This is a genomic window from Paenibacillus sp. GCM10028914 (assembly GCF_042666275.1).
GTDB lineage: Bacteria > Bacillota > Bacilli > Paenibacillales > Paenibacillaceae > Paenibacillus_AQ.
This window is the reverse complement of record NZ_JBHTFO010000018.1, coordinates 854,521-874,242: the sequence shown is the minus strand read 5'-3', so window position 1 is coordinate 874,242 and position 19,722 is coordinate 854,521. Positions and strand designations below refer to the sequence as shown.

General features: G+C 42.8%; 17 protein-coding genes. All 17 read right to left on the bottom strand.

Annotation, left to right across the window (positions count from 1 at the left end; all coding sequences use genetic code 11):
• Positions 1 to 68: 68 nt before the first annotated feature.
• Positions 69 to 1,058, bottom strand: a complete 990-nt coding sequence (locus ACFQV5_RS24715; RefSeq protein WP_379251013.1) for an ABC transporter permease — start codon at positions 1,056 to 1,058, stop codon at positions 69 to 71.
• Entirely contained in the window at positions 1,051 to 2,019 is a 969-nt protein-coding gene (locus ACFQV5_RS24710) for an ABC transporter ATP-binding protein (RefSeq protein ID WP_379251171.1), read from the bottom strand. Before ACFQV5_RS24710 ends, ACFQV5_RS24715 begins: the two co-directional genes overlap by 8 nt.
• 24 nt (positions 2,020 to 2,043) lie before the next feature.
• A complete protein-coding gene (locus ACFQV5_RS24705; RefSeq protein WP_379251012.1) occupies positions 2,044 to 2,916 on the bottom strand; it encodes a GDSL-type esterase/lipase family protein in 873 nt (290 codons plus the stop codon).
• Between the two features lie 174 nt (positions 2,917 to 3,090).
• A complete protein-coding gene (locus ACFQV5_RS24700) occupies positions 3,091 to 3,747 on the bottom strand; it encodes a CAP domain-containing protein (protein ID WP_379251010.1) in 657 nt (218 codons plus the stop codon).
• 179 nt (positions 3,748 to 3,926) lie between these two features.
• Positions 3,927 to 4,640, bottom strand: coding sequence for a GntR family transcriptional regulator (locus ACFQV5_RS24695; protein ID WP_379251008.1), 714 nt, complete (start codon positions 4,638 to 4,640; stop codon positions 3,927 to 3,929).
• Positions 4,641 to 4,650: 10 nt separating this feature from the next.
• Entirely contained in the window at positions 4,651 to 5,667 is a 1,017-nt protein-coding gene (locus ACFQV5_RS24690) for a sugar kinase (protein WP_379251006.1), read from the bottom strand.
• On the bottom strand, positions 5,660 to 6,415 hold the full coding sequence (gene dagF, locus ACFQV5_RS24685) for a 2-dehydro-3-deoxy-phosphogluconate aldolase (protein ID WP_379251004.1): 756 nt from the start codon (positions 6,413 to 6,415) through the stop codon (positions 5,660 to 5,662). The genes ACFQV5_RS24690 and dagF overlap by 8 nt, the downstream gene beginning before the upstream one ends.
• A gap of 1 nt (position 6,416) precedes the next feature.
• Complete coding sequence (locus ACFQV5_RS24680; protein ID WP_379251002.1) at positions 6,417 to 7,520, bottom strand: DgaE family pyridoxal phosphate-dependent ammonia lyase; 1,104 nt, start codon at positions 7,518 to 7,520, stop codon at positions 6,417 to 6,419.
• Positions 7,486 to 8,598, bottom strand: coding sequence for an amidohydrolase/deacetylase family metallohydrolase (locus tag ACFQV5_RS24675; protein ID WP_379251000.1), 1,113 nt, complete (start codon positions 8,596 to 8,598; stop codon positions 7,486 to 7,488). Before ACFQV5_RS24675 ends, ACFQV5_RS24680 begins: the two co-directional genes overlap by 35 nt.
• A 172-nt stretch (positions 8,599 to 8,770) precedes the next feature.
• Positions 8,771 to 9,781, bottom strand: a complete 1,011-nt coding sequence (gene mglC, locus ACFQV5_RS24670) for a galactose/methyl galactoside ABC transporter permease MglC (RefSeq protein WP_379250998.1) — start codon at positions 9,779 to 9,781, stop codon at positions 8,771 to 8,773.
• A 23-nt stretch (positions 9,782 to 9,804) separates the two neighbouring features.
• Positions 9,805 to 11,316: a sugar ABC transporter ATP-binding protein gene (locus tag ACFQV5_RS24665; protein WP_379250996.1), complete on the bottom strand. Its 1,512-nt coding sequence runs from the start codon at positions 11,314 to 11,316 to the stop codon at positions 9,805 to 9,807.
• Between the two features lie 133 nt (positions 11,317 to 11,449).
• Complete coding sequence (locus tag ACFQV5_RS24660; protein ID WP_379250994.1) at positions 11,450 to 12,478, bottom strand: galactose ABC transporter substrate-binding protein; 1,029 nt, start codon at positions 12,476 to 12,478, stop codon at positions 11,450 to 11,452.
• Between the two features lie 127 nt (positions 12,479 to 12,605).
• Complete coding sequence (locus tag ACFQV5_RS24655; protein WP_379250992.1) at positions 12,606 to 13,574, bottom strand: substrate-binding domain-containing protein; 969 nt, start codon at positions 13,572 to 13,574, stop codon at positions 12,606 to 12,608.
• The gene (locus ACFQV5_RS24650; protein WP_379250990.1) at positions 13,571 to 15,295 is read right to left on the bottom strand and encodes a sensor histidine kinase; all 1,725 of its coding nucleotides are present in this window, start codon (positions 15,293 to 15,295) and stop codon (positions 13,571 to 13,573) included. The genes ACFQV5_RS24655 and ACFQV5_RS24650 overlap by 4 nt, the downstream gene beginning before the upstream one ends.
• A gap of 91 nt (positions 15,296 to 15,386) precedes the next feature.
• Positions 15,387 to 17,042 carry a response regulator gene (locus ACFQV5_RS24645; RefSeq protein WP_483874813.1) on the bottom strand — a complete coding sequence of 552 codons (1,656 nt, stop codon included), beginning with the start codon at positions 17,040 to 17,042 and terminating at the stop codon, positions 15,387 to 15,389.
• A 234-nt stretch (positions 17,043 to 17,276) separates the two neighbouring features.
• Positions 17,277 to 17,738, bottom strand: coding sequence for a GNAT family N-acetyltransferase (locus tag ACFQV5_RS24640; RefSeq protein ID WP_379250986.1), 462 nt, complete (start codon positions 17,736 to 17,738; stop codon positions 17,277 to 17,279).
• Between the two features lie 130 nt (positions 17,739 to 17,868).
• A complete protein-coding gene (locus ACFQV5_RS24635; RefSeq protein WP_379251169.1) occupies positions 17,869 to 19,716 on the bottom strand; it encodes an ABC transporter ATP-binding protein in 1,848 nt (615 codons plus the stop codon).
• Positions 19,717 to 19,722: the final 6 nt, after the last annotated feature.

Here is a 19,722-nt window from a genome sequence, read left to right as displayed (position 1 = left end):
ATATTTCTCTTATAACGGGGCTTCAGAACCCCAAAATGCAAACAAATGTTTTGTATACCTCGTCCATTTTAATTCAAGATGTCCCGTTTCGTAAAGACGGTGAATGAAATGATCACAGATATGGCAGCCCAAACGGCCAAAACAGCCAGTGAAAAATTCAATGTCATCCCTTCAATGGGTGGTAATGTTCCCGATAAGTAATCAGTAACTTTTAGATTAACCATAAATAAATATTTTGCGCTATTCCATGCTGAAGCCATATTGGTTAATATGTTTCCAGCTATTAGAGCAGCCATCATGATAACAATGCTTGCAGCCGTGCTCCGTACAAGCACAGACACCATAAATGCAAGCATAGCTACAACCAGGCTGACAAACCAGATCAAGCCGCCTTGCATCCAAATATACTTCCACTGCGGAACTGCATGGACTGCTGACATATCGACATCTGATCCAACGATTGTAAATCCGGTAAATACAGGAAGTTCAAATCCTTTATAACCGAATGCAAGCCCCGAAATCAAGTAAGAAGTAACAAATGTCGCCAAAATAATTAATGAAACGAACATCAGAAGCGCAATTAGCTTGCTAAGCAGTACCTTCCATCTTTTTACTGGCCTTGTCAACAGCATCTTGATCGTACCGGTTGTTCGTTCACCCGACACAATATCAGAAGCAATGGCCATTATGAGTAGCGGAATAAACAAGGACACAGCGTTGTTTAAAAATTCCCGAGTGAAATTGACTCCGTTCGGCTCATTCGGATTAACATCATGTTCGAGATAATACTGCATCTGCTGTATAAATATTTGACGGTATCTTTTCCATTCCTCAGGAACTCTATCACTACCTAGAGAGTTCTCATTGTCAGTAATCCGCTGCTGCAACTCCAGTCGCCAGTCACCGTTAAATTTGCCTTGACTACGTTCTGCTGACTTCATCTGAGCATATGTAAACATCGGTACAAGAACGAGCAATACCAATAGAATAACGTAAAAGCGTTTTTTCTTCACGATTTTAATCGTTTCATTCTTTACAAGCGGCAAAATGCTACTCAATGCTCTCACCTTCCGTCATCTGAAGGAACAACTGTTCCAGCGTAGGGTTGATACGGCTCACACCACGAACTTCAACGCCTGATGCAACTAACTGTTTAACCGCAATGGGTGTGCTCTCTTCTTGAATCCGTGTCACAATCGCCTCAGGAGGCATTCCTGCCAATATGGAATCATCAAGCAGAACCTCTGGGTTGTCCATTACAACACATGAGTCAAGCTTCCGCAATACCGCTTCACCAACATCTGCGGGGGACAAATCCCAGACTACATATCCAGTGCTACCAGCAATCAGTTCGTCAACTCCACCAACTGCAAGTACTTTGCCTCGACTAATGATCGCGACACGATCACAGAGAAGCTGAATTTCACTAAGCAAATGACTGGATACGAATACAGCCAAGCCTTCCCCGGCGAGCCTATGAATAAACTCCCTCATTTCCTTAATCCCTTTCGGATCGAGACCATTTGTTGGCTCATCCAAAATTAGAAGTTTCGGTCTTCCCAAAAGTGCTTGTGCAATACCGAGTCGCTGGCGCATGCCAAGGGAGTAGGTGCTTACTTTATCATGAATTCTCTTATCCATCCGAACAATGTCGACCACTTCGCGTATTCGATCATCATTTATCCCTGGCTGCATTCTCGCAAAATGCTCCAGGTTTTCAAAGCCTGTCAAATAGCTATACATCTCCGGATTCTCAACAATAGATCCGATATAACGGAGCGCCTGCTCCTGCTGCCTGTTTACATCATAACCGCACACTTTAATTGTGCCTTTTGTAGGCTTTATTAGATCAACCAACATACGGATTGTTGTTGTTTTACCTGCGCCGTTTGGCCCGAGAAAGCCAAATATTTCTCCCGCTCGAATGTCAAAACTAACATCCTGTATGATCCATTTTCGTCCGATTTTCTTCTTAACATGCTCCACTGACAGAATAATATCTGATTCTACATCCTTCATCATACCTTCTCCCTTCCTATTAGATTAAAGGATGCCTTGTACAATCCGCTTCGCAATCGCATCATAGCCATTACCATTTGGATGAAAGTGATCCGAGGATAAATAAACGTCCAGTTTTCCTTGAAATAGATCAAATGTAGGAACCATCACCATATTAGGATCTTGGTTGACCGCCAATTGAGCAGCATGATTCCAGGTCGAGACCACGATATTACCAGGCAAGAGCAATTCCTGTAAGTCAGCAAATGGATTATAGAGACCTATATAGATAACTCTCGCCTCCGGATTAATAAGCCTAATATGCTCAAGCACTTGTTTAAGACGCTCTGTGGCTTCAGGTAGTGCTTTCATGAGTTGCTTGGGATCCAGTTCAATATTTCCTTCCTGAACGTTCTCCATCAGACCACTTCCGCGGAACAAGTCATTGGCCCCGATCGACAAAAGGATAAGGTCCGCCTGCTTTAGTGCATATTGAACACCTTTCTCCTCAAGCTTCGGTAACAGCCCCTCAGTGGTCAGACCGTTTATTGCAAGATTATTAAGAAGCTCACTCTTCCGTCCGCTGTCATTCAGCATCTGAATGCTTCTACGAACAAAACCGCTGCCTGTATTGTCTCCAGTCCCTTTCGTTAAAGAATCCCCAATCGCAGTAATCTTCAATTCTTCTGGCAAAGGATGAGTCTCAGTGGGCTCAGTCCCTTGTGAAGGTGTCTGCTCCGGTGTAGTCTCTGTTGATTCTCCTTTATCGCTAGCGGGTCCTGATTCTACTCCAGAAGATGAGGCTGCCTGAGGTGAATTTATGTCTTTAAAGGCATAAATAAAGCCGATAATTAAAATAACGGTTACGATTACAGAGACGGACGCTGTAATTCGCCAAATCCATTTCGATGAATTCATGAGGTCGTGCTCCCCCCAATTAAGTAATTGTATAGCAGTGTATTTTAGCCAACTGGGTGACTGTATGTACATTAACATAAAACTTATATGTAAAATTTGCAAATGAGCCCAACAAAACTACGCAAAAAAGCAGGAGGCATATTCCTCCTGCAGATTTTTCATTATCCAGTTCGATTACTGGCTAATAAATTCTTGAACCCAATATCCGTTGTAATAACCGACACCGATCATTGTAAAGTTAGGGGACAAAATATTTTTACGGTGACCTTCACTATTCATCCAAGAGTTCATCACTTCTTCAGGAGTACGCTGACCCTTCGCAATGTTCTCTCCAGCATACTTATAAGAAATACCATATTGTTTCATCATATCAAATGGAGAACCGTACGTTGGAGAAGTATGGCTGAAATAGTTGTTGTTGCTCATATCCTTCGCTTTATCTAAAGCCATGCTTGTCAATTTTTCATGAACAGTCAAAGGTTTAAGTCCTGCTTTAGCACGTTCTTGATTCACAAGGTCTACAACTTGACTTGCAAAAGTCGATTTATCTGCCGAGCTTGACGAATCATTTGATGTACCATTAGACGGAGTAGATGGCTTGTCCGGTGTTGATGGTTGTTCAGGCTGCGGCTTGGTAACTGGCTTCTGAGTAACCCATTTGAAGTTACCGTCAATTCCTTGGCTTTCTAAAAATTGTTGTATCTTTTGCTGCCAGCTTTGCGCGCTCTCTGTTTGAGAAGCAGCATCTGCGGATGCAGGAAGCATAATACCAATGGATAATACGGCTGCAATACCGCCGCTAACAAACTTCTTCATAAACGATCTATTCATAAATCTCATCCCCTTAACAATAATTAGGTTACAATTTTGTAACTAAAGACAATCACATTGTAACATAATTGATACCTGCATCCATCCTTCAAAAGTTGGAAAAGTGAAAAACACGAAAAAAAAAGACCATCCTAAGCAAATATCGCTTAAGATCGTCTTTTTGAAAGCCTTGTACAGAGTTACACATCATAGTTTACAACATAGTTTTGAAGTTCTGTATTGTAATAACCGATACTGTATTCCTTTACATTTCTTTGATCATCATAGGAATATCGTGATCTTTTCAATAGCTGCTTTCCATTGCTGATTCGGAGTATATCCGCTATATGCTCTGGTGGAGTCGACACATCAAATTCATCTCGTAGTTTGTCGAGTGAAATATTCTGTTCCTCTAACAGTTCATATAGCGATTGGGCATTTAAATCGGATAACTCCAAATCACCAATCGTATCCGTCAAATAATGCGTGTAATAAATATAGGGTACGTCATCCAGAAAATAAACACGTTCAAGACGAATGCAGCGTTCCCCAAATAAACGATAGGACTCAGTATCCACATCGCAAGAAATTGTTTCTGCACGCAACCATTGTTTTTGAATTCGATGACCTTCTTCAACTAAAATTTCGGTAAACCTTTTCCACTTGGACAGCTTGGAAGTCGACGTAATGCGTATCACTTTCGTTCCTTTTCCACTGCCTTTTTCAAGATATCCTTCTTGAACAAGCTCTTGGATTGCATTTCTTACCGTAATCTTGCTTACACCAAACTCTTGCTCCAATTGAGGCTCAGAAGGAATATTGGTACCTAGGGCATACTCACCATAAAGGATGCGATCCTTTATTATATTTTTGATTTGCAAATACAATGGCCTATCTTTGCGCGATAAGCTCACAATACATCCACTACCTTTCTACATCGCCTACGGACTCCGTCATAGCACGGAGAATATCTGCTTCTGATGCCATAGGAGTATCTCCTGACACCGTATGAGCGAGCATACCAGCAACAGCGGCAAATTGTACAGTTTGATTTGGATTTAGCCCTTCCATTTCACCATGGATAATACCGCTTGCAAATGCATCCCCGGCCCCGATCCGATCATAGACCGAGAAAGTAAGCTCATCCGAAAACACGAAATGATCATTCTTGAACAAGAAGCCGCGCAGAGTATGCGTATTATTATGATTAACAGCCCTGTGGGTTCCTGCAATCACTTGAATATGATACCGCTTCGCTACAACAGGAATCAAGTCTATAAGCTGATCTTCACGCTCAATCTTCTCTGTTTCCAGTCCTAAAGTAAATAATGCATCTTTTTCATTCATGATTACGATATCCGCAAGCTTTAACATATCTTCATAATGCGGTTTTGCCTTCGTGTAGCCTTCCTCGCCCCATAGAGAAGGTCGATAGTTGCAGTCAAATATAACCGTTCCTCCGTGCTCTTTCACCGCTTGTGCCAAGGACTTCATATGGCGTCGTACACCATCATTCATGGCCAGTGTGATACCACAGAAATGAACCGCATCTATGCGGCTGGCAATATTAGCATAATCATATTCAGATTCAGGTGCTGTGTTAAAGCTGCTTTCCAAGCGATTGCTATACGTTACACGGCTAGACCTGGCACCAAAACCATTCTCTAAGAAATACATGCCTAAATAATTGCCGCCTCGATGTATAAACGTTGAATCAACACCTAGTTTTCTCAAGTATGCCGCAGCAGCATCGCCAAGTGAATTGCTCGGCAGACGGGAAATAAGATATCCTGTATGCCCATAGCGAGATAGTGCCGATATGACATTAACCCCTGTGCCTGAAAATGTATAGTTTAACGTATTTCCTTGTGAGAGCAGATCATAACCCGGCACCTGCAAACGCATCATGACCTCTCCAAAGGCTGCAATAATTTTAGGCATAATCGTCCGCCAACTTCTTCATAATCGAAACCAATTCACGTACATCTTCAATATTCGTCTTTCCTGTTTCCTTATCAATAATTGACGAGTATACATGAGGAATCACTTGCGGTACGCCTGCCTCTAGAGCGATACGAAGGATAGGCTCAAAATTCTGCATGTCAATTCCACCCGTAGGTTCCAACGCAAATCTTTCCTCCGCGCAGCCCTCTGCAACAGCACGGAATTCATCTTCACGGCTAAGTCCTTGCATCGGGAAATACTTCAAAGCATTGCCCCCCATGTCCCGCACGAGAGCAATTGCTGATCGAATCGGAATAATCGCAGCTTCACTCTGTGCAGCACTATATGGACCTGTCGATATATTCACGAATCCAGGGCGACCTGTAGGAGATACTAAGCTATTAATCCAGCTATCTTGATCACCTAGATTGGCACGGGTTGCTCCTACAGCCGGAAATACCTGATTAATATGACTTCCAGGATAGTGTTTGGCAATTTCTGCGACAACCGCAGCTTGACGATTATCACCTGCGCCGAGTCCGATCGAAACTGCTTCATCTATTTCCTTACCATATAATTTCATAGCTTTAACCGCTTCTTCTACCGTTGCGTAATCTTTGGACAACACTCCTACAATGACGAATCCTTCTGCTGCTTCAAAAATTTCTTTCGCGTTCTCGATGTCCTTAGCTAATACATTTAAAGCGACACGACCTCTGTAAAATCGTTTAGATATATTCGACATGTTAGCGTCCCCCTGCTAATTCACTTATTTTAGATTGGATAACAAGAATATCATCGCCCATTAGCGAACGTGGGTCGATATCAAAATATCCTTGTCTAACTCCATAATCTCGAGTATAGATTGCAATCTCACCAGTCTGAAGCCCCTCTGCTACGTCCCTTGCTGTTATCCCCGTCTTCGCAGAATCAATCTGAATTCTTCCACGATAAATAGCCCGACCTGCTTCATCTTGGACAATGGACACAGATACGCCTGGAATATCATTTAATGGCATCAATTTCTGAAGTTCAGCTTTTTCAAATTCGCTATTGTCACCTTTCACGATATACTCATCAAGCGCTTGTAGTAAGCCAAATGTTGTTTCTTTTCCAACTTTCATGCTGCGTCCAATCCCGTGAAGTTGGACCTTCAACCATTCGATGTAAGCTCGCTTTCCACCCACAATACCGGAGGTAGGACCTTCAATCGCCTTGGAACCACTATAAATTGCAAGATCTGAATACTTCACATATTTATGAATATCTTCTTCTGCTGCAGCATCAACAATGAGCGGAACACCGCGGCGCTGAGCAACCTCCCAAGCTTCTTCCACGGAAATCATGTTCTTCTGAACAGCGTGATGCGATTTCACATAGAGAATTGCTGCTGTCTTATCGGATATGGCATCTTCAATATGCTCAGCTCGCCCCTCATTGGCATAACCCACTTCAAGTAACTCACCACCACCCAAATACACCATCGTTTCGACGGGAGCTCCATACTGCACGTTATGACCTTTTAAAATGATGATTTCATTTTTATAAATAGTGTCCTGGTGCAGACGTTCACTCAACCTTCGATTTCCTTGTGTTACGATCGCTGCAACGGAAAGTGCAATACCGCTCGAAGCAGAGTTCACCACGACAGCAGCCTCTGAACCGAGTATTCGTGCTATGTAATCCCCTGCTTTATCAACCAAATCCGCAATCTCTACATAACTTTGTCCACCCTGCTTCATCGCTTCCATAACGGAATCCGTAGGAGCGGATACACCCAGTATACTCATGCGTCCACTGGCATTGATGACTCGTTTAAGACCGTACTTTGCATTCAATGATTTCCCCATTGACAACCACTCCCTTTGCTTCGATTACTTGATCTGTGACAACGGCTTCGCCTTCAGAATCAATGAGCTCGAAATGTCCTTTTTTAAGTGTAAACAGCGTCAGATTAGCAGGCTCACCCACTTGAATTCGTCCGAGTTCAGGTCTACCTAACCAGTCAGCGGCATTTGTTGTTACAGCCGCAATGATCTCTTCAAGCTTATAACCTAAATATAAAAACTTAGAGAGCACAAGCCCCATACTATATACTGGACCATTCAGACGATTTCCTCTATAAATATCTGTACTGATCGTATGGAACCCAATACCGTGCTCTTTAGCTGCTTCAGCCACTTTAAATGAGAAACTGGCTGTGCCATGCCCAACATCCAGACGAACACCTCTATCGATGGCATCCAAAAGCACTTGAAGCGGCTTACCTTCAGCATCAAACAGATTGTTCTTCTTTCCATTTAGATAATGTGTTATGACATCATCTCGCTCCAATAAAGGTATGACTTCCTCGATATCCGGAGGACCTGATCCAATATGAACCATTAATGGGAGCTTTGTTTCGCTTGAAAGTTCTCGTGCTATTCGTAGTGGTTCCACTCCACTATCGCCAACCACACTTCTACTGATTCTCGCTTTTAATCCAACAATGAAATCTTTATGCGTCCGGGCCGCTTGCAGAACCTTTTGCCGATCAATCCATTCCATGTTCGACAATTCATCAACTCTTGCAAGACCGATCCGCGAAATATTCAAGAACGCATATACGCGGGTCTTGGCCTGCTCGCTGTTCGCAGCCAGATCGGCAATCCGATCTGCACCGCAGCTTCCGGCGTCCACAATCGTTGTTACACCCTGCTTAACACCGATGTCATCCATCTCATCTCCATAAGGATCAAACTCTGGAAAGGCATGAACATGCAGATCGATCCAACCGCTCGATACGTAAGCACCCTTACCATCAAAGACGCGATCTCCCTTGCCCTCCCCGACCTTTGTTAGGCCGGCGATTTTACCTTGTTCAATGATGACATCCATCTCTTCTCCACTCACACGTTTCACGTGAGAAAGTACGATTCTTTCATTCACAGGTATCATCACCTTTTTATAATATAACGTTATAATGTTTAAGGTTATCACGGGTCTAATGCAATGTAAACATAAACATTATAATGTTTGGAGAAACGTCATTATCATAAAATGAAACACCAAAAAAACTTAGACCTCATCTCCTAGGCCTAAGTTTTTAAGGAATATCTCCTTACTTCTTCGCCGCATATTTACGCATATCAAACGCCACGGCAACTACAATAATCAGACCTTTAATAATAAGCTGCCAGTAAGGACTAACCCCGATAAAGGTTAAACCATAATTGATAACAGTAAAAATAAGCACACCCGCCATAACACCAGGAACCGTTCCGATCCCCCCCGTTGTGGATACACCACCTACAACACACGCTGCAATAGCATCAAGCTCATACATATTCCCGTAACTGTTGGTTGCGCCGCCTGTTCTGGCTGCTTCGAGTACTCCAGCTAACCCATAAAGCGATCCAGCAATGGCATAGATGATAATCAAATTACGAGCCACATTGATTCCAGATACACGCGCGGCCTGTATATTACCTCCAATCGCATACATATTCTTACCTAGCCGAGTCTTGTTGAATATGACCCACACTACAAAAGCAACCGCAATCGCAATTAGAACAATATAAGGAATTGTAAAATTCCCCGCTCCAATAAATCCCGTGCCGAGATTTTTAGTGAAATCTGGACGAAGACCGCCGATCGGTTGTGAGTTATTCGGCTCAATGTCAAAATAGAGCGAGTTCACTCCCAGCACGACGACCATTGTCCCGAGTGTAGCGATAAAAGGTGGAACATTAAACTTCGCAACAATTACACCATTGATCAAACCAAATATTAAACCAGCGAGGACAGCCAGGATCACAGGTATAAAGAAGTTCAACTCCGGTAAATCAGGAAAAAAAGGATTAGAATAATCCGATCTTTGTAGCATGGATGCTGAGATAACAGCTGACAACCCAACAATTCTTCCTGCCGACAGGTCCGTACCACCGGTAATCAGAACAAAAGCGACACCGAGCGCAATAATGGCTCTAGTTGAAGACTGTATTAGCACGTCCCTTAGTGACTGTACCGAGAAAAAAGCCGGATCATATAATGTAATACCAAGGATAAGGGCAACCAAAACCATATAAATAGCGTTCTCTGACGCAAAATTCCGCACCTTTAATGTGTTCATATTCTCTCTCCTTCTACCTCTGACTAGTGCTGGGCGGCCAATCGCATAATGACCTCCTCATTCGCTTCGGCACCATCTAAAATTCCAGTCAGTTTGCCTTCAGACATGACAAGAATGCGGTCAGACATGCCTAAGAGCTCAGGCATTTCCGACGAGATCATAATGATGCTTTTCCCTTGCTTGGCCAGATCAGCAATAATGCTGTAGATTTCAAACTTCGCACCAACATCGATACCGCGAGTCGGTTCATCAAGTAGCAATATCTCAGGTTCAGTGAGCAGCCATCGTGCTAATAGAACCTTTTGTTGATTTCCTCCCGATAAATTCATAATCCTCGTTTTCTGGGAAGGAGTTTTAGTCCGCAGCTTCTCGACCATCATTTTGACGTCTACTTTTTTCTTCTTTTCATCCAATAGTACATAGAACTTTCGATAACGCTTTAAATTAGCGACAGCCCCATTCTCGTGAACAGAAAGAACAGGAAATATTCCCGTTGAGCGTCTTTCTTCAGTAAGTAGTGCAATACCATGTTTCTTCGCATCCTCTGGGGATTTGATCTTGACCGGTTTACCATTCAGTATCACGTTACCTGATGCAATATCCCGTAGCCCGAACAACGCTTCAATTAATTCCGTACGCTGTGCGCCTACCAAACCACCAACACCAAGAATTTCTCCTCGCCGTAAGTCAAACGACACATTCTGAAACGATTTGGTAACAACCGAAGACAGATTGCGAACCTCGAGCAGAACATCACCCGGCACATTATCCCTTGAAGGGAAACGCTGCGTTAGATCACGCCCAACCATTTTAGATATAATCAGATCTGTCGTTAAATCTCCTGCCGGCCAAGATCCAATCTTTCTGCCATCCCGCATGATTGTAACTTCATCCGATATTTGCAAGATCTCTTCCATCTTGTGAGAAATATAGATGATTGCTACTCCCCGCTGCTTCAGGTCCCGAATGATTCGGAATAAATGCTCAACCTCAACACCCGTTAAAGATGAAGTCGGTTCATCCATGACAATGACACGTGAGTGATAAGACACTGCCTTCGCAATTTCTATGGACTGAATCTTCGAAACCGATAACTTTCCTACATTGATATCGGGATCAATATCGATGTTAATTTCTTTGAACAACTTCTCAGTATCTCGTCTCATTTTCTTATGATTCACAAATTGGATAGGACCAAGGCCTGAAGTAGGAAACCTGCCGAGCCAGATGTTTTCCATAACACTGCGAAAAGGAATCGGGTGAAGTTCTTGATGGATCATTGATATACCTAGGTGGAGTGCGTCCTTCGAATTTCGGATATCTACTTTCTCTCCATTCAGCCAAATCTCGCCACCATCTGGCGAATACATCCCAAACAAACACTTCATTAGAGTTGATTTACCTGCACCATTCTCACCCATAAGTGCATGTACTGTACCGGGACGAACTTTAAGAGTCACTCCATCCAGTGCCTTAACCCCCGGAAACTCCTTTGTCATCTCGTTCATTTCAAGGATAAACGGATGTTCTGTCATGCTCCTTGCCTCCTTCGTGTCCATACTACGGCTTCATTGAAGCTCTCCATTTGAGCTCCTAAAGCCGCATATGAGCTAAAAGAAAGGAGCGAACTGCTGTCCGCTCCTCATCTGCTGTCCTGACTGGAGACTATTATTTCGCGTCATCCATATTGTCTTTCGTAATTTTTTTATAAGAGATCCAGATATACTGATTGTCAGTAATGTCAAATCCCACATTATCCTTCGTTGGTGTTTCTCCTTTAGCTAGCAAAGAAGCTAGCGTAACAGACGCCTTACCTTGGTTAACCGCATCGTTCAGAACGGTTCCAAGCATCGTTCCGTCTTTCAATGCCTCAAGAGCAGGAGCTGTTGCATCTACACCAACAACCGGCATCGTTTTATCTCCAGTGAAATACCCTGCCGCTTTCAGCGCTTCGATCGCTCCCAGTGCCATATCATCATTGTTCGCAAGCACAGCTTCAATTTTGTCACCATGTGCACCGAGGAAAGCAGCCATCTTTTCTTGCCCTTTCACACGATCCCACATACCGGAGTCCTCAGCGACTTTTTCCACTTTGATCCCGGCGTTTACAATCGCTTCAACGGAAAACTTAGTTCGAAGCTCCGCATCCTGGTGTCCAGGCTCACCCATCAACATGACGTATTGGAGAACGCCATCTCCGTTCTTATCAGCCCCCGGATTGGCTTTCCAGTAATCAACGATCAGCTCACCTGACATCGTTCCGGATTCTTCAGCTTTCGCTCCAACATAATACACCTTATCCCATTTCTTCATATCCTCAGGCAAAGGTTCACGATTAAGAAAGACAACTGGCGTATCTGCTGCCTTCGCCTTATCGATTATGACTCCGGCAGCGGTACGATCGACCGGGTTAATAAGCAGCGCATCTGATTTTTTACTAATAAACAGATCCACCTTATCGTTCTGTGTCGGCTGTGAATTCATACTGTCAACGATATCAACGCTAGCAATGCCTTTGGCATGCTCTTTAATCGAATTCCTGACTCCCGTCATAAAGGTATCATCGAATTTGTATATCGCGACTCCTACTTTAGGTTCTTTCCCTCCGCTTCCTTCCTTCGTTCCATCACTGGAACAGCCAGCAAGTACACCACCGAGCAGCGCACCGGCCAGCAGTACGGACGTAACTTTTTTCATAGACGATGACCTCCTGTTTACTATGTATTTATCGGTATATCCTTTTGCTTACGCTTTCATTATTACGGATTTAAAGACTTAACTTAATACAAAATTCTCACCTGTTTTATTAAAATTCTCATGCTTTTTACTGTACAAACGGAAACAGTTGTTTCTGGTTCTCCGGCCACAACATATTATCCAAATCGATCATTTTGGTTGGAGTTTCAACTCGTTCAGGAACCTTCCGTCCATCGAGCGCCTCAACCGCATGTTGAACGGCAAGATATCCGTTACTGAATGGATTCTGAATCAAGGTTGCTTGAATCGTGCCTTCTTGCAGCAGTTCAATGATCTCAGGTGTACTATCAAAAGTAACAAGTTTTATCTGTCCTCCGAGTCCAAGTTCTTTAACTTTGCGAGCTGCTCCCACCGATGAGACGCTGTTAAGCGTAACAATTCCGTCTAGATTATGAGTTTTAATCATTTTGCCAGTAATATCTGAAGCCAAACTTTCTTCTGAGCCACTATAGCCAACTTCCATCACTTTTATTGCAGGAAACCGTGATATATAGTCCATCAATCCCTCCATCCGTTCGGCTTCATCATAAGCACCTTTAACAAAACTCACTACACCGATTTTCCCAGATTGACCGAGCAAATCGACTAATCGCTGGCCCACCTTCTGCCCGGCTTCGTAATTATTAGCCCCGATCCGAGTTTCGACTCTTGCCGAAGCCACATCCGCATCAAGTGAAATCATAGGAATTCCATTGAATGCTGCTTTGTCTGCAGCTTGTCCAAGTTCCATATAGTCACTTGCAGCAAGCACAATGGCATCCGATTTGTTCGTAATAGCGTCTTCTACCATTTGGATTTGTCCCTCGATATCATCCTCACTGTCTGGAGCCTTGAAGTTCAGCTGGATATTATACTCTTTGGCAGCAACAAGAGCTCCCATCTTTACGGTATTCCAGTAATCTCCACGATGCATCTTCACGATCATATCGATGGTACGTTTTTTATTCTGGGCTTCCTCCTTTGGATGTTCTCCCGAACAGCCAGAGATTCCGAATATCACAACGATGATAAAAACAATTCCTATCCAGCGTCTCACGAGGTTCTCCTCCTATCCGAATCAGGCTGATTCCACACTGCAGGAATTTTGACGGTTACCGTTGTGCCTTCCTCTCGCTCACTTTGGTAATGAAGGCCAAACCTCTGTCCGTAGGCTAAACGTATGCGTTCATTCACGTTCTTAACACCTACTCCTGATCCTTTGCCTCCCTCTGATTCACCCAGCAATATTCCATTCAGTTTCTCTGGAGACATTCCAAGTCCATTATCCGAAATCGTAAATCGGACCGTCTCATTGACCAAGGATGCCTGGATTGTTATCAATCCCGGATCATACTGCTCTTCCAAGCCGTGAATAATCGCATTTTCAACGAGTGGCTGTAAAATCAGCTTCAGAGTTAGGCAGTGAAGCACTTCTTCGTCTGCTCTAATAACAAACTGAAATTTGTTCTTGTACCGGATATTTTGAATGATCAAATAATTACGCACATGCTCAAGCTCATCCCTGACAGTTATGATGTTATTGCCCTTGGCCAGACTGATTCGGAACAATTTCGATAAGGAAGCGATGGTCTTTACAACTTCCTCGTTTTGTCCTCGCTCGGCCAGACGGATTACCGAATTGAGCGTATTGTATAAAAAATGGGGATTAATTTGTGCCTGAAGTACATCCAATTCGCTCTTTCGTTTGGCTTCCTGCTCCAGAATAATCTGCTCCATCAATTCCCCAATTTGTTGGACCATCAGATTAAAACGGTAGGATACCCGCTCAACTTCGACAAATCCTTTTACATCCACAGGCGAGGAGAAATCTCCTCTTTCTACCTGTTTAACGGATTTTTCAAGTCGGAGAATCGGCTGAGCTATTTTTGCAGATACAAATATAGAAATAATGATGACAAAAGCCAGAACTGCGGCAATAAACCATATTAAAAACTCTCCCAAATCCCTCTTCGTTGTGACAATTTCGGCTGGATAGGAAACACCAACAATTTTCCAACCGATCGGCTCGACAGATCTTACCGTAATGTATCGTTCTTCACCTGTTGACATATCGGTATAATTGCCAAAATTATATTTGAGCGCAGGCTCCATATTCTCATATTTCAACCCAGCGTAGATCAGCTGCTGCTGAGGATGGTATACAATGTTACCAACGGAATCGGTTATGTAGGCATAACCTTTTTTACCAAGGCTGACCTGAGAACTAAGTTCTTCAATCGTACGAAAATTAATGTCGACCATTAATACTCCTTTTTTCGTTTCACCGTAGGCTCGATAGGTAATGACTCGACTCATGGAAACGACCCATTTATATTGACCTTGATAAAGGTTCTGAATATGAGGAGCAGAGATCGACAATTCATATGGGTTTCGAACTGAAGTCTCAAACCAGCTCTGTGAAGTAAGCCTAGTATTGTTCATCATTTGCTGTGCCGGTACATTTATAACTGGTTCTCCTTTCAACGTAAATAACGCAATAGACACCAAATCCTCCCTAGTTTCAAGAAGTGTCGTCAACTGACCTCTCAAAGATGAATTGTTGTCCGTTCGCTTTCCATCAAATTGATCTTCCACCACCTTATAAATATCTTGCATTCCCTTTACGTACGTTTCCAAATTACTGTTAACTTGCTCGATAATCTGCTGAATATTTAAATAGGCGTTCTCTTCAGCTGTTCTGGAGAACTTATCGTATAGCATGAAGCTGACGACCAGTACAACAACCATCGTAATGATTGAGAACAGAAATGTGATCATGACCTGAATACTACGTAAGCGAAAGGAGAGCAACCTTGATAAAGAACCAAACTGATGAAAAAAACTCTTAGCCTTTCTTACCAATTAGCTCTCACCCTTCCCCAGAAACCCAGTATTCTTTTGGCGACAGTCCAAAGGTTTTACGAAAACAAAAGCTGAAATAATTCGGATCAGAAAATCCGGTTTTTTCGGCTATTTCAAATGCTTTTAAAGATGTCGTTCGCAGCAATTCCTTTGCTGCATCCATTCGTACCTGCATGAGATAGGTAACAAACGTCATTTTGGTTTCTTTCTTAAAAATAGCGCTGAAATACCCTGTGCTAATGTGCAGCTGCTTACACACCGTACCTATAGATAAGCTGCTGTCCGAGTAATATTTATGTATAAACGCCTTCGCCTCTTCTACAGCGATTCGCGTGCTGGACTTGCGTTCGATTTCGAAATTGCAAGCTAGCTTATCGCATATCGTTTTCAAGCGGTACCTAAGTTCGTCTGGTCCTGAATATGAAGTAATCTCTATTAGCGGATTCATCTCTGATCCGAACAGATCTAGGGGATTTCCACCACTTTCTTTTATCAGTCTAAGGATTACAGCGATAATCTCCAGCCAATAAATCTGATAATCCTGAACGGAGGCAGTCTCCATAATCCGATCTTCAAACAGCGACGAAATTACAAGGCTTCGTTCTTCCTCTGATCCCACTTTAATGCTGCGAATAAGTCTTTGTTCGTTCCGTTCATCAAGTGCCAATACGTAGGGTAAAGACTTTATAGATTCCACATCCTGGATCCAGATGACCCTGTTGTTACCAAGAACAAGCCTATAATCAACAGCTTGTCTTGCTTCACGGTAAGATAAGTACAGACTGTCCGCCCCGCTCCTGATCGCTCCAACACCGATGGTCACCGTTAGCTTCAAAAATCTCTCCACCTTTTCTCGGATGACTTCAAGCAGTTGAAAGGAACGCTTGTTTATGAATTCGGTGTCTTGATTATTCTTCGTAATGACAACAACTTCTTCACCCACTAAAAATACGAAATCACGATCCTCACTATCACTTAGCTCATAAGCAATATTTCGAACGGCAAACAGTTGTAAATTCTTGTTGCTTTTGTTTCGAAGAGACAAGCCCATTCTGGATTCAGCTGATAGATCATCCACTATCGATATGTCCGGCGAAATAACTGCTGTGATATAAGCATCTTCTGTCAGATTTATTCCAAAAGTATCACACTTCGCCCTTATCTCTTCTGAAGCCATTCGGCTTGTCATAAGCTCGGCCAAAAATAGCTCTCTTAATATGGGTAAACTTCGTTGCACATGTTCTTTAAGTTGAACTATATTTTCTTTTTGTGCCATTTCCGCTTCAATCTGTTCCTTTACTTTCAGTAAAATCTCTATCAATTCATGTGATGAGAAAGGCTTCAAAACATACTCATCAATTTGTAATGTTATCGCTTTACGGGCGTACTCAAACTCATCATATCCTGTAAGAATAATGATTTTGGTTAACGGATAGTTTTCTCTAATCCATTCTGCTAGCTGTAAACCGTCCATAAAAGGCATTTGTATATCTGTCACGACGACATCGGGCCTGCTTCGTTCAATCATTTCCATTGCCTCATGACCATTCTCCGCACGATCAGTAACGATGTACCCGTTACTTTCCCAATCAATTCTCTCCATCAAACCTTCTCTAACATCCGCTTCGTCATCGACCAATAATAACTTCAACAACAGACCCACATCCTTTTACTTGTTACGTCCTGACTTTATATAGTTTCTTAGTAAGTAATCACAATTTATGATAGTGATTTCCAAGGTATATTCTGTATGGCAGGTTCTGCTCCCTGCAAAATAAAAAAAGAAACGGCCTATTCTTCAAAATAAAAAGAATAGACCGCTTCTTATGTGTATGTACACTGCCCAAAAAGAGAAACCCGTTCCCATATGTCGGGAGCGGGCTGGAAAAAAGGAATGCTACAGTTCTTTTACGAACTGATAGCGAGCCTTTTTAAATCCAATATGCTCAAAAAATGCATGTGCCGGGTCTTCACCTTCCCGGTTGCCGCTTGTGAGAAACAAGAGGTTGCTTCCTTGCTGCCTTCCCCATTGCTCTGCACCGCTCACCAATCGTTTGCCGATTCCTTGGTAGCGGCAGCTTGAGGTAACAATCAACGAAGTGATTTGAGTGACCATTCCGGTCTTTACGAAGGATTTGACTTGACGAAGCATCATCAGCCCTACTACTTTACCATCAAGCTCTGCAATCATATTGCAGTACAGCGGGTTGGACGCCATCATCTCCATCCGTTCGCGCATTACACTCGGTGTAGTCGGATAATTCAATTCGCGCATCAGAGACGTGACAGATTCCAAATCTTCCTTCTCAAACGTTCGAATCAGCAGTGCAGGCGCAGACAAAACGCTATCCATGCTCATTATACCCTCATGCTTCCCTTCTCCTATGATATCTTCTCCACTCTCTATCTATTTTCGTAGTTTCTGAGAAAGATTGCAAGAGCAATACGACAAATTTCTACCTAATCTATCAAGTTTATTCTACCTGTTTTTACAAAAACTTGTATTGCGCTTCAATTAGCCCGTGATAAGTTCCCTTCAAATTCATAAGCTGGGCATGATTTCCTTCTTCTATAATTTGTCCATGGTCTAGAACTACGATTAAATCAGCATGTCTGATCGTGGATAATCGATGTGCTACAATGAATGACGTTCGACCTTTTAGAAGCACCTTTAAAGCATCCTGAATTTTCAGTTCCGTCTCGGTATCAATACTGGCAGTCGCTTCATCCAAGATAAGAATTCGAGGGTCTGCAAGCAGCGCTCTTGCAAATGATAGCAGCTGTCGTTGCCCCATAGATAACATATTCCCTCGTTCTTCAACTTCCGTATCGTACCCACCAGGCATATTGATTATAAACTCATGGGCATCAACCGCTTTGGCGACTTCTTCTATTTCTTCATCCGTTGCATCCAGTCGACCGAATCTGATGTTGTCACGGATGGTTCCAGAGAATATAAACGTATCCTGCAGCACAATCCCAATTTGATGGCGAAGACTCTCCACCGTAACGTCACGGATATCATGTCCATCAATCGTAATCTTGCCATCCGTTATATCATAGAATCTGCTAAGCAAGTTAATAATCGTACTCTTACCTGATCCTGTATGCCCTACGAGCGCTATCGACTGACCGGCTTTTACGTCTAGGTTGATTCCCTTAAGCGCCTGTCGTCCTTTCTCGTATTCAAACACTACATTTTCAAGTTTGATATCTCCCTTAATTTGTGGGAGTTTCTTAGCATTTGGAGCATTATCAATATTAGGCTTCTCGTCAATAAATTCAAAGATTCTCTCTGACGATGCCATAGCAACTAGCAACTGATTATACATTTGACCTAAGCGGTTAATCGGCTCCCAGAAGTTCCCTACGTAGTTCGAAAAAGCGATGAGAAGACCGATTGTCAATTCACCATTCTGAATTAAGCTAGCTCCTAACCAGAATAGGATCAATGATCCAAAGCCGCCGGTGATTTCAATCAATGGGCCGAACGCCTGGTTCATGGTTGAAGCTTTATCCCAGGATTTTTTGCTGTCCGAGTTCATATGATCGAAAAACTTCATGTTCTCTTCTTCCTGCGTATATGCCTGCGTTACCCGTATCCCTTGAATCGATTCATTCAAGTGAGAGTTGATTCGTGAGTTCTTCATCCGAACTTCCTGCCAAGCTCTGCGGATTTTTATACGCAGTGCCGTTGAAATAAAGAACATAATAGGTACGGTTACGATTACAGCCAGACCTAATTTCCAGTTAATAAAGAGCAAGATGATAACGATACCGAATAATTGAACACAGTCGATCAATAAGTTGACGACACCGTTCGTGAACAAGTCCTGTAATGAGTTAACGTCATTTGTAACCCGTACAAGAACGGATCCAGCAGGTCGTTTGTCGTAAAAGTTAAATGACAAACGCTGAATATGCCGGAATAGATCTGCCCTCAAATCATAAATGACCCGCTGGCCAATAATATTCGTGTATTTAATCCGGAATATGCCTGTAATATACTGAATGATGTAGAGTACCAGTACACCAATAGTAATCTTATACAGCATCTGCAGACTTGCTGCTCCGCTCTCAGGCGCGATCGCTTTATCAATCGCCTGACCCGTCAGGTATGGAACCGTAAGCTTGGTGATCGTACCGATAATCATAAGTATGATAATAAGCGGAATCATCTGTTTTGCATAAGGCTTCATATAAGATATTAGCCGGGTTAACTGCTTCCAGTTAAATGGTTTCTCTATAACATCATCATCTTGATAGACAAAACGTTCTCCCGTTGTAGCTGAATCATTGCTTGAACGAGATACCTTCTGTTTAGGCTTCCTCTCCATATTCAA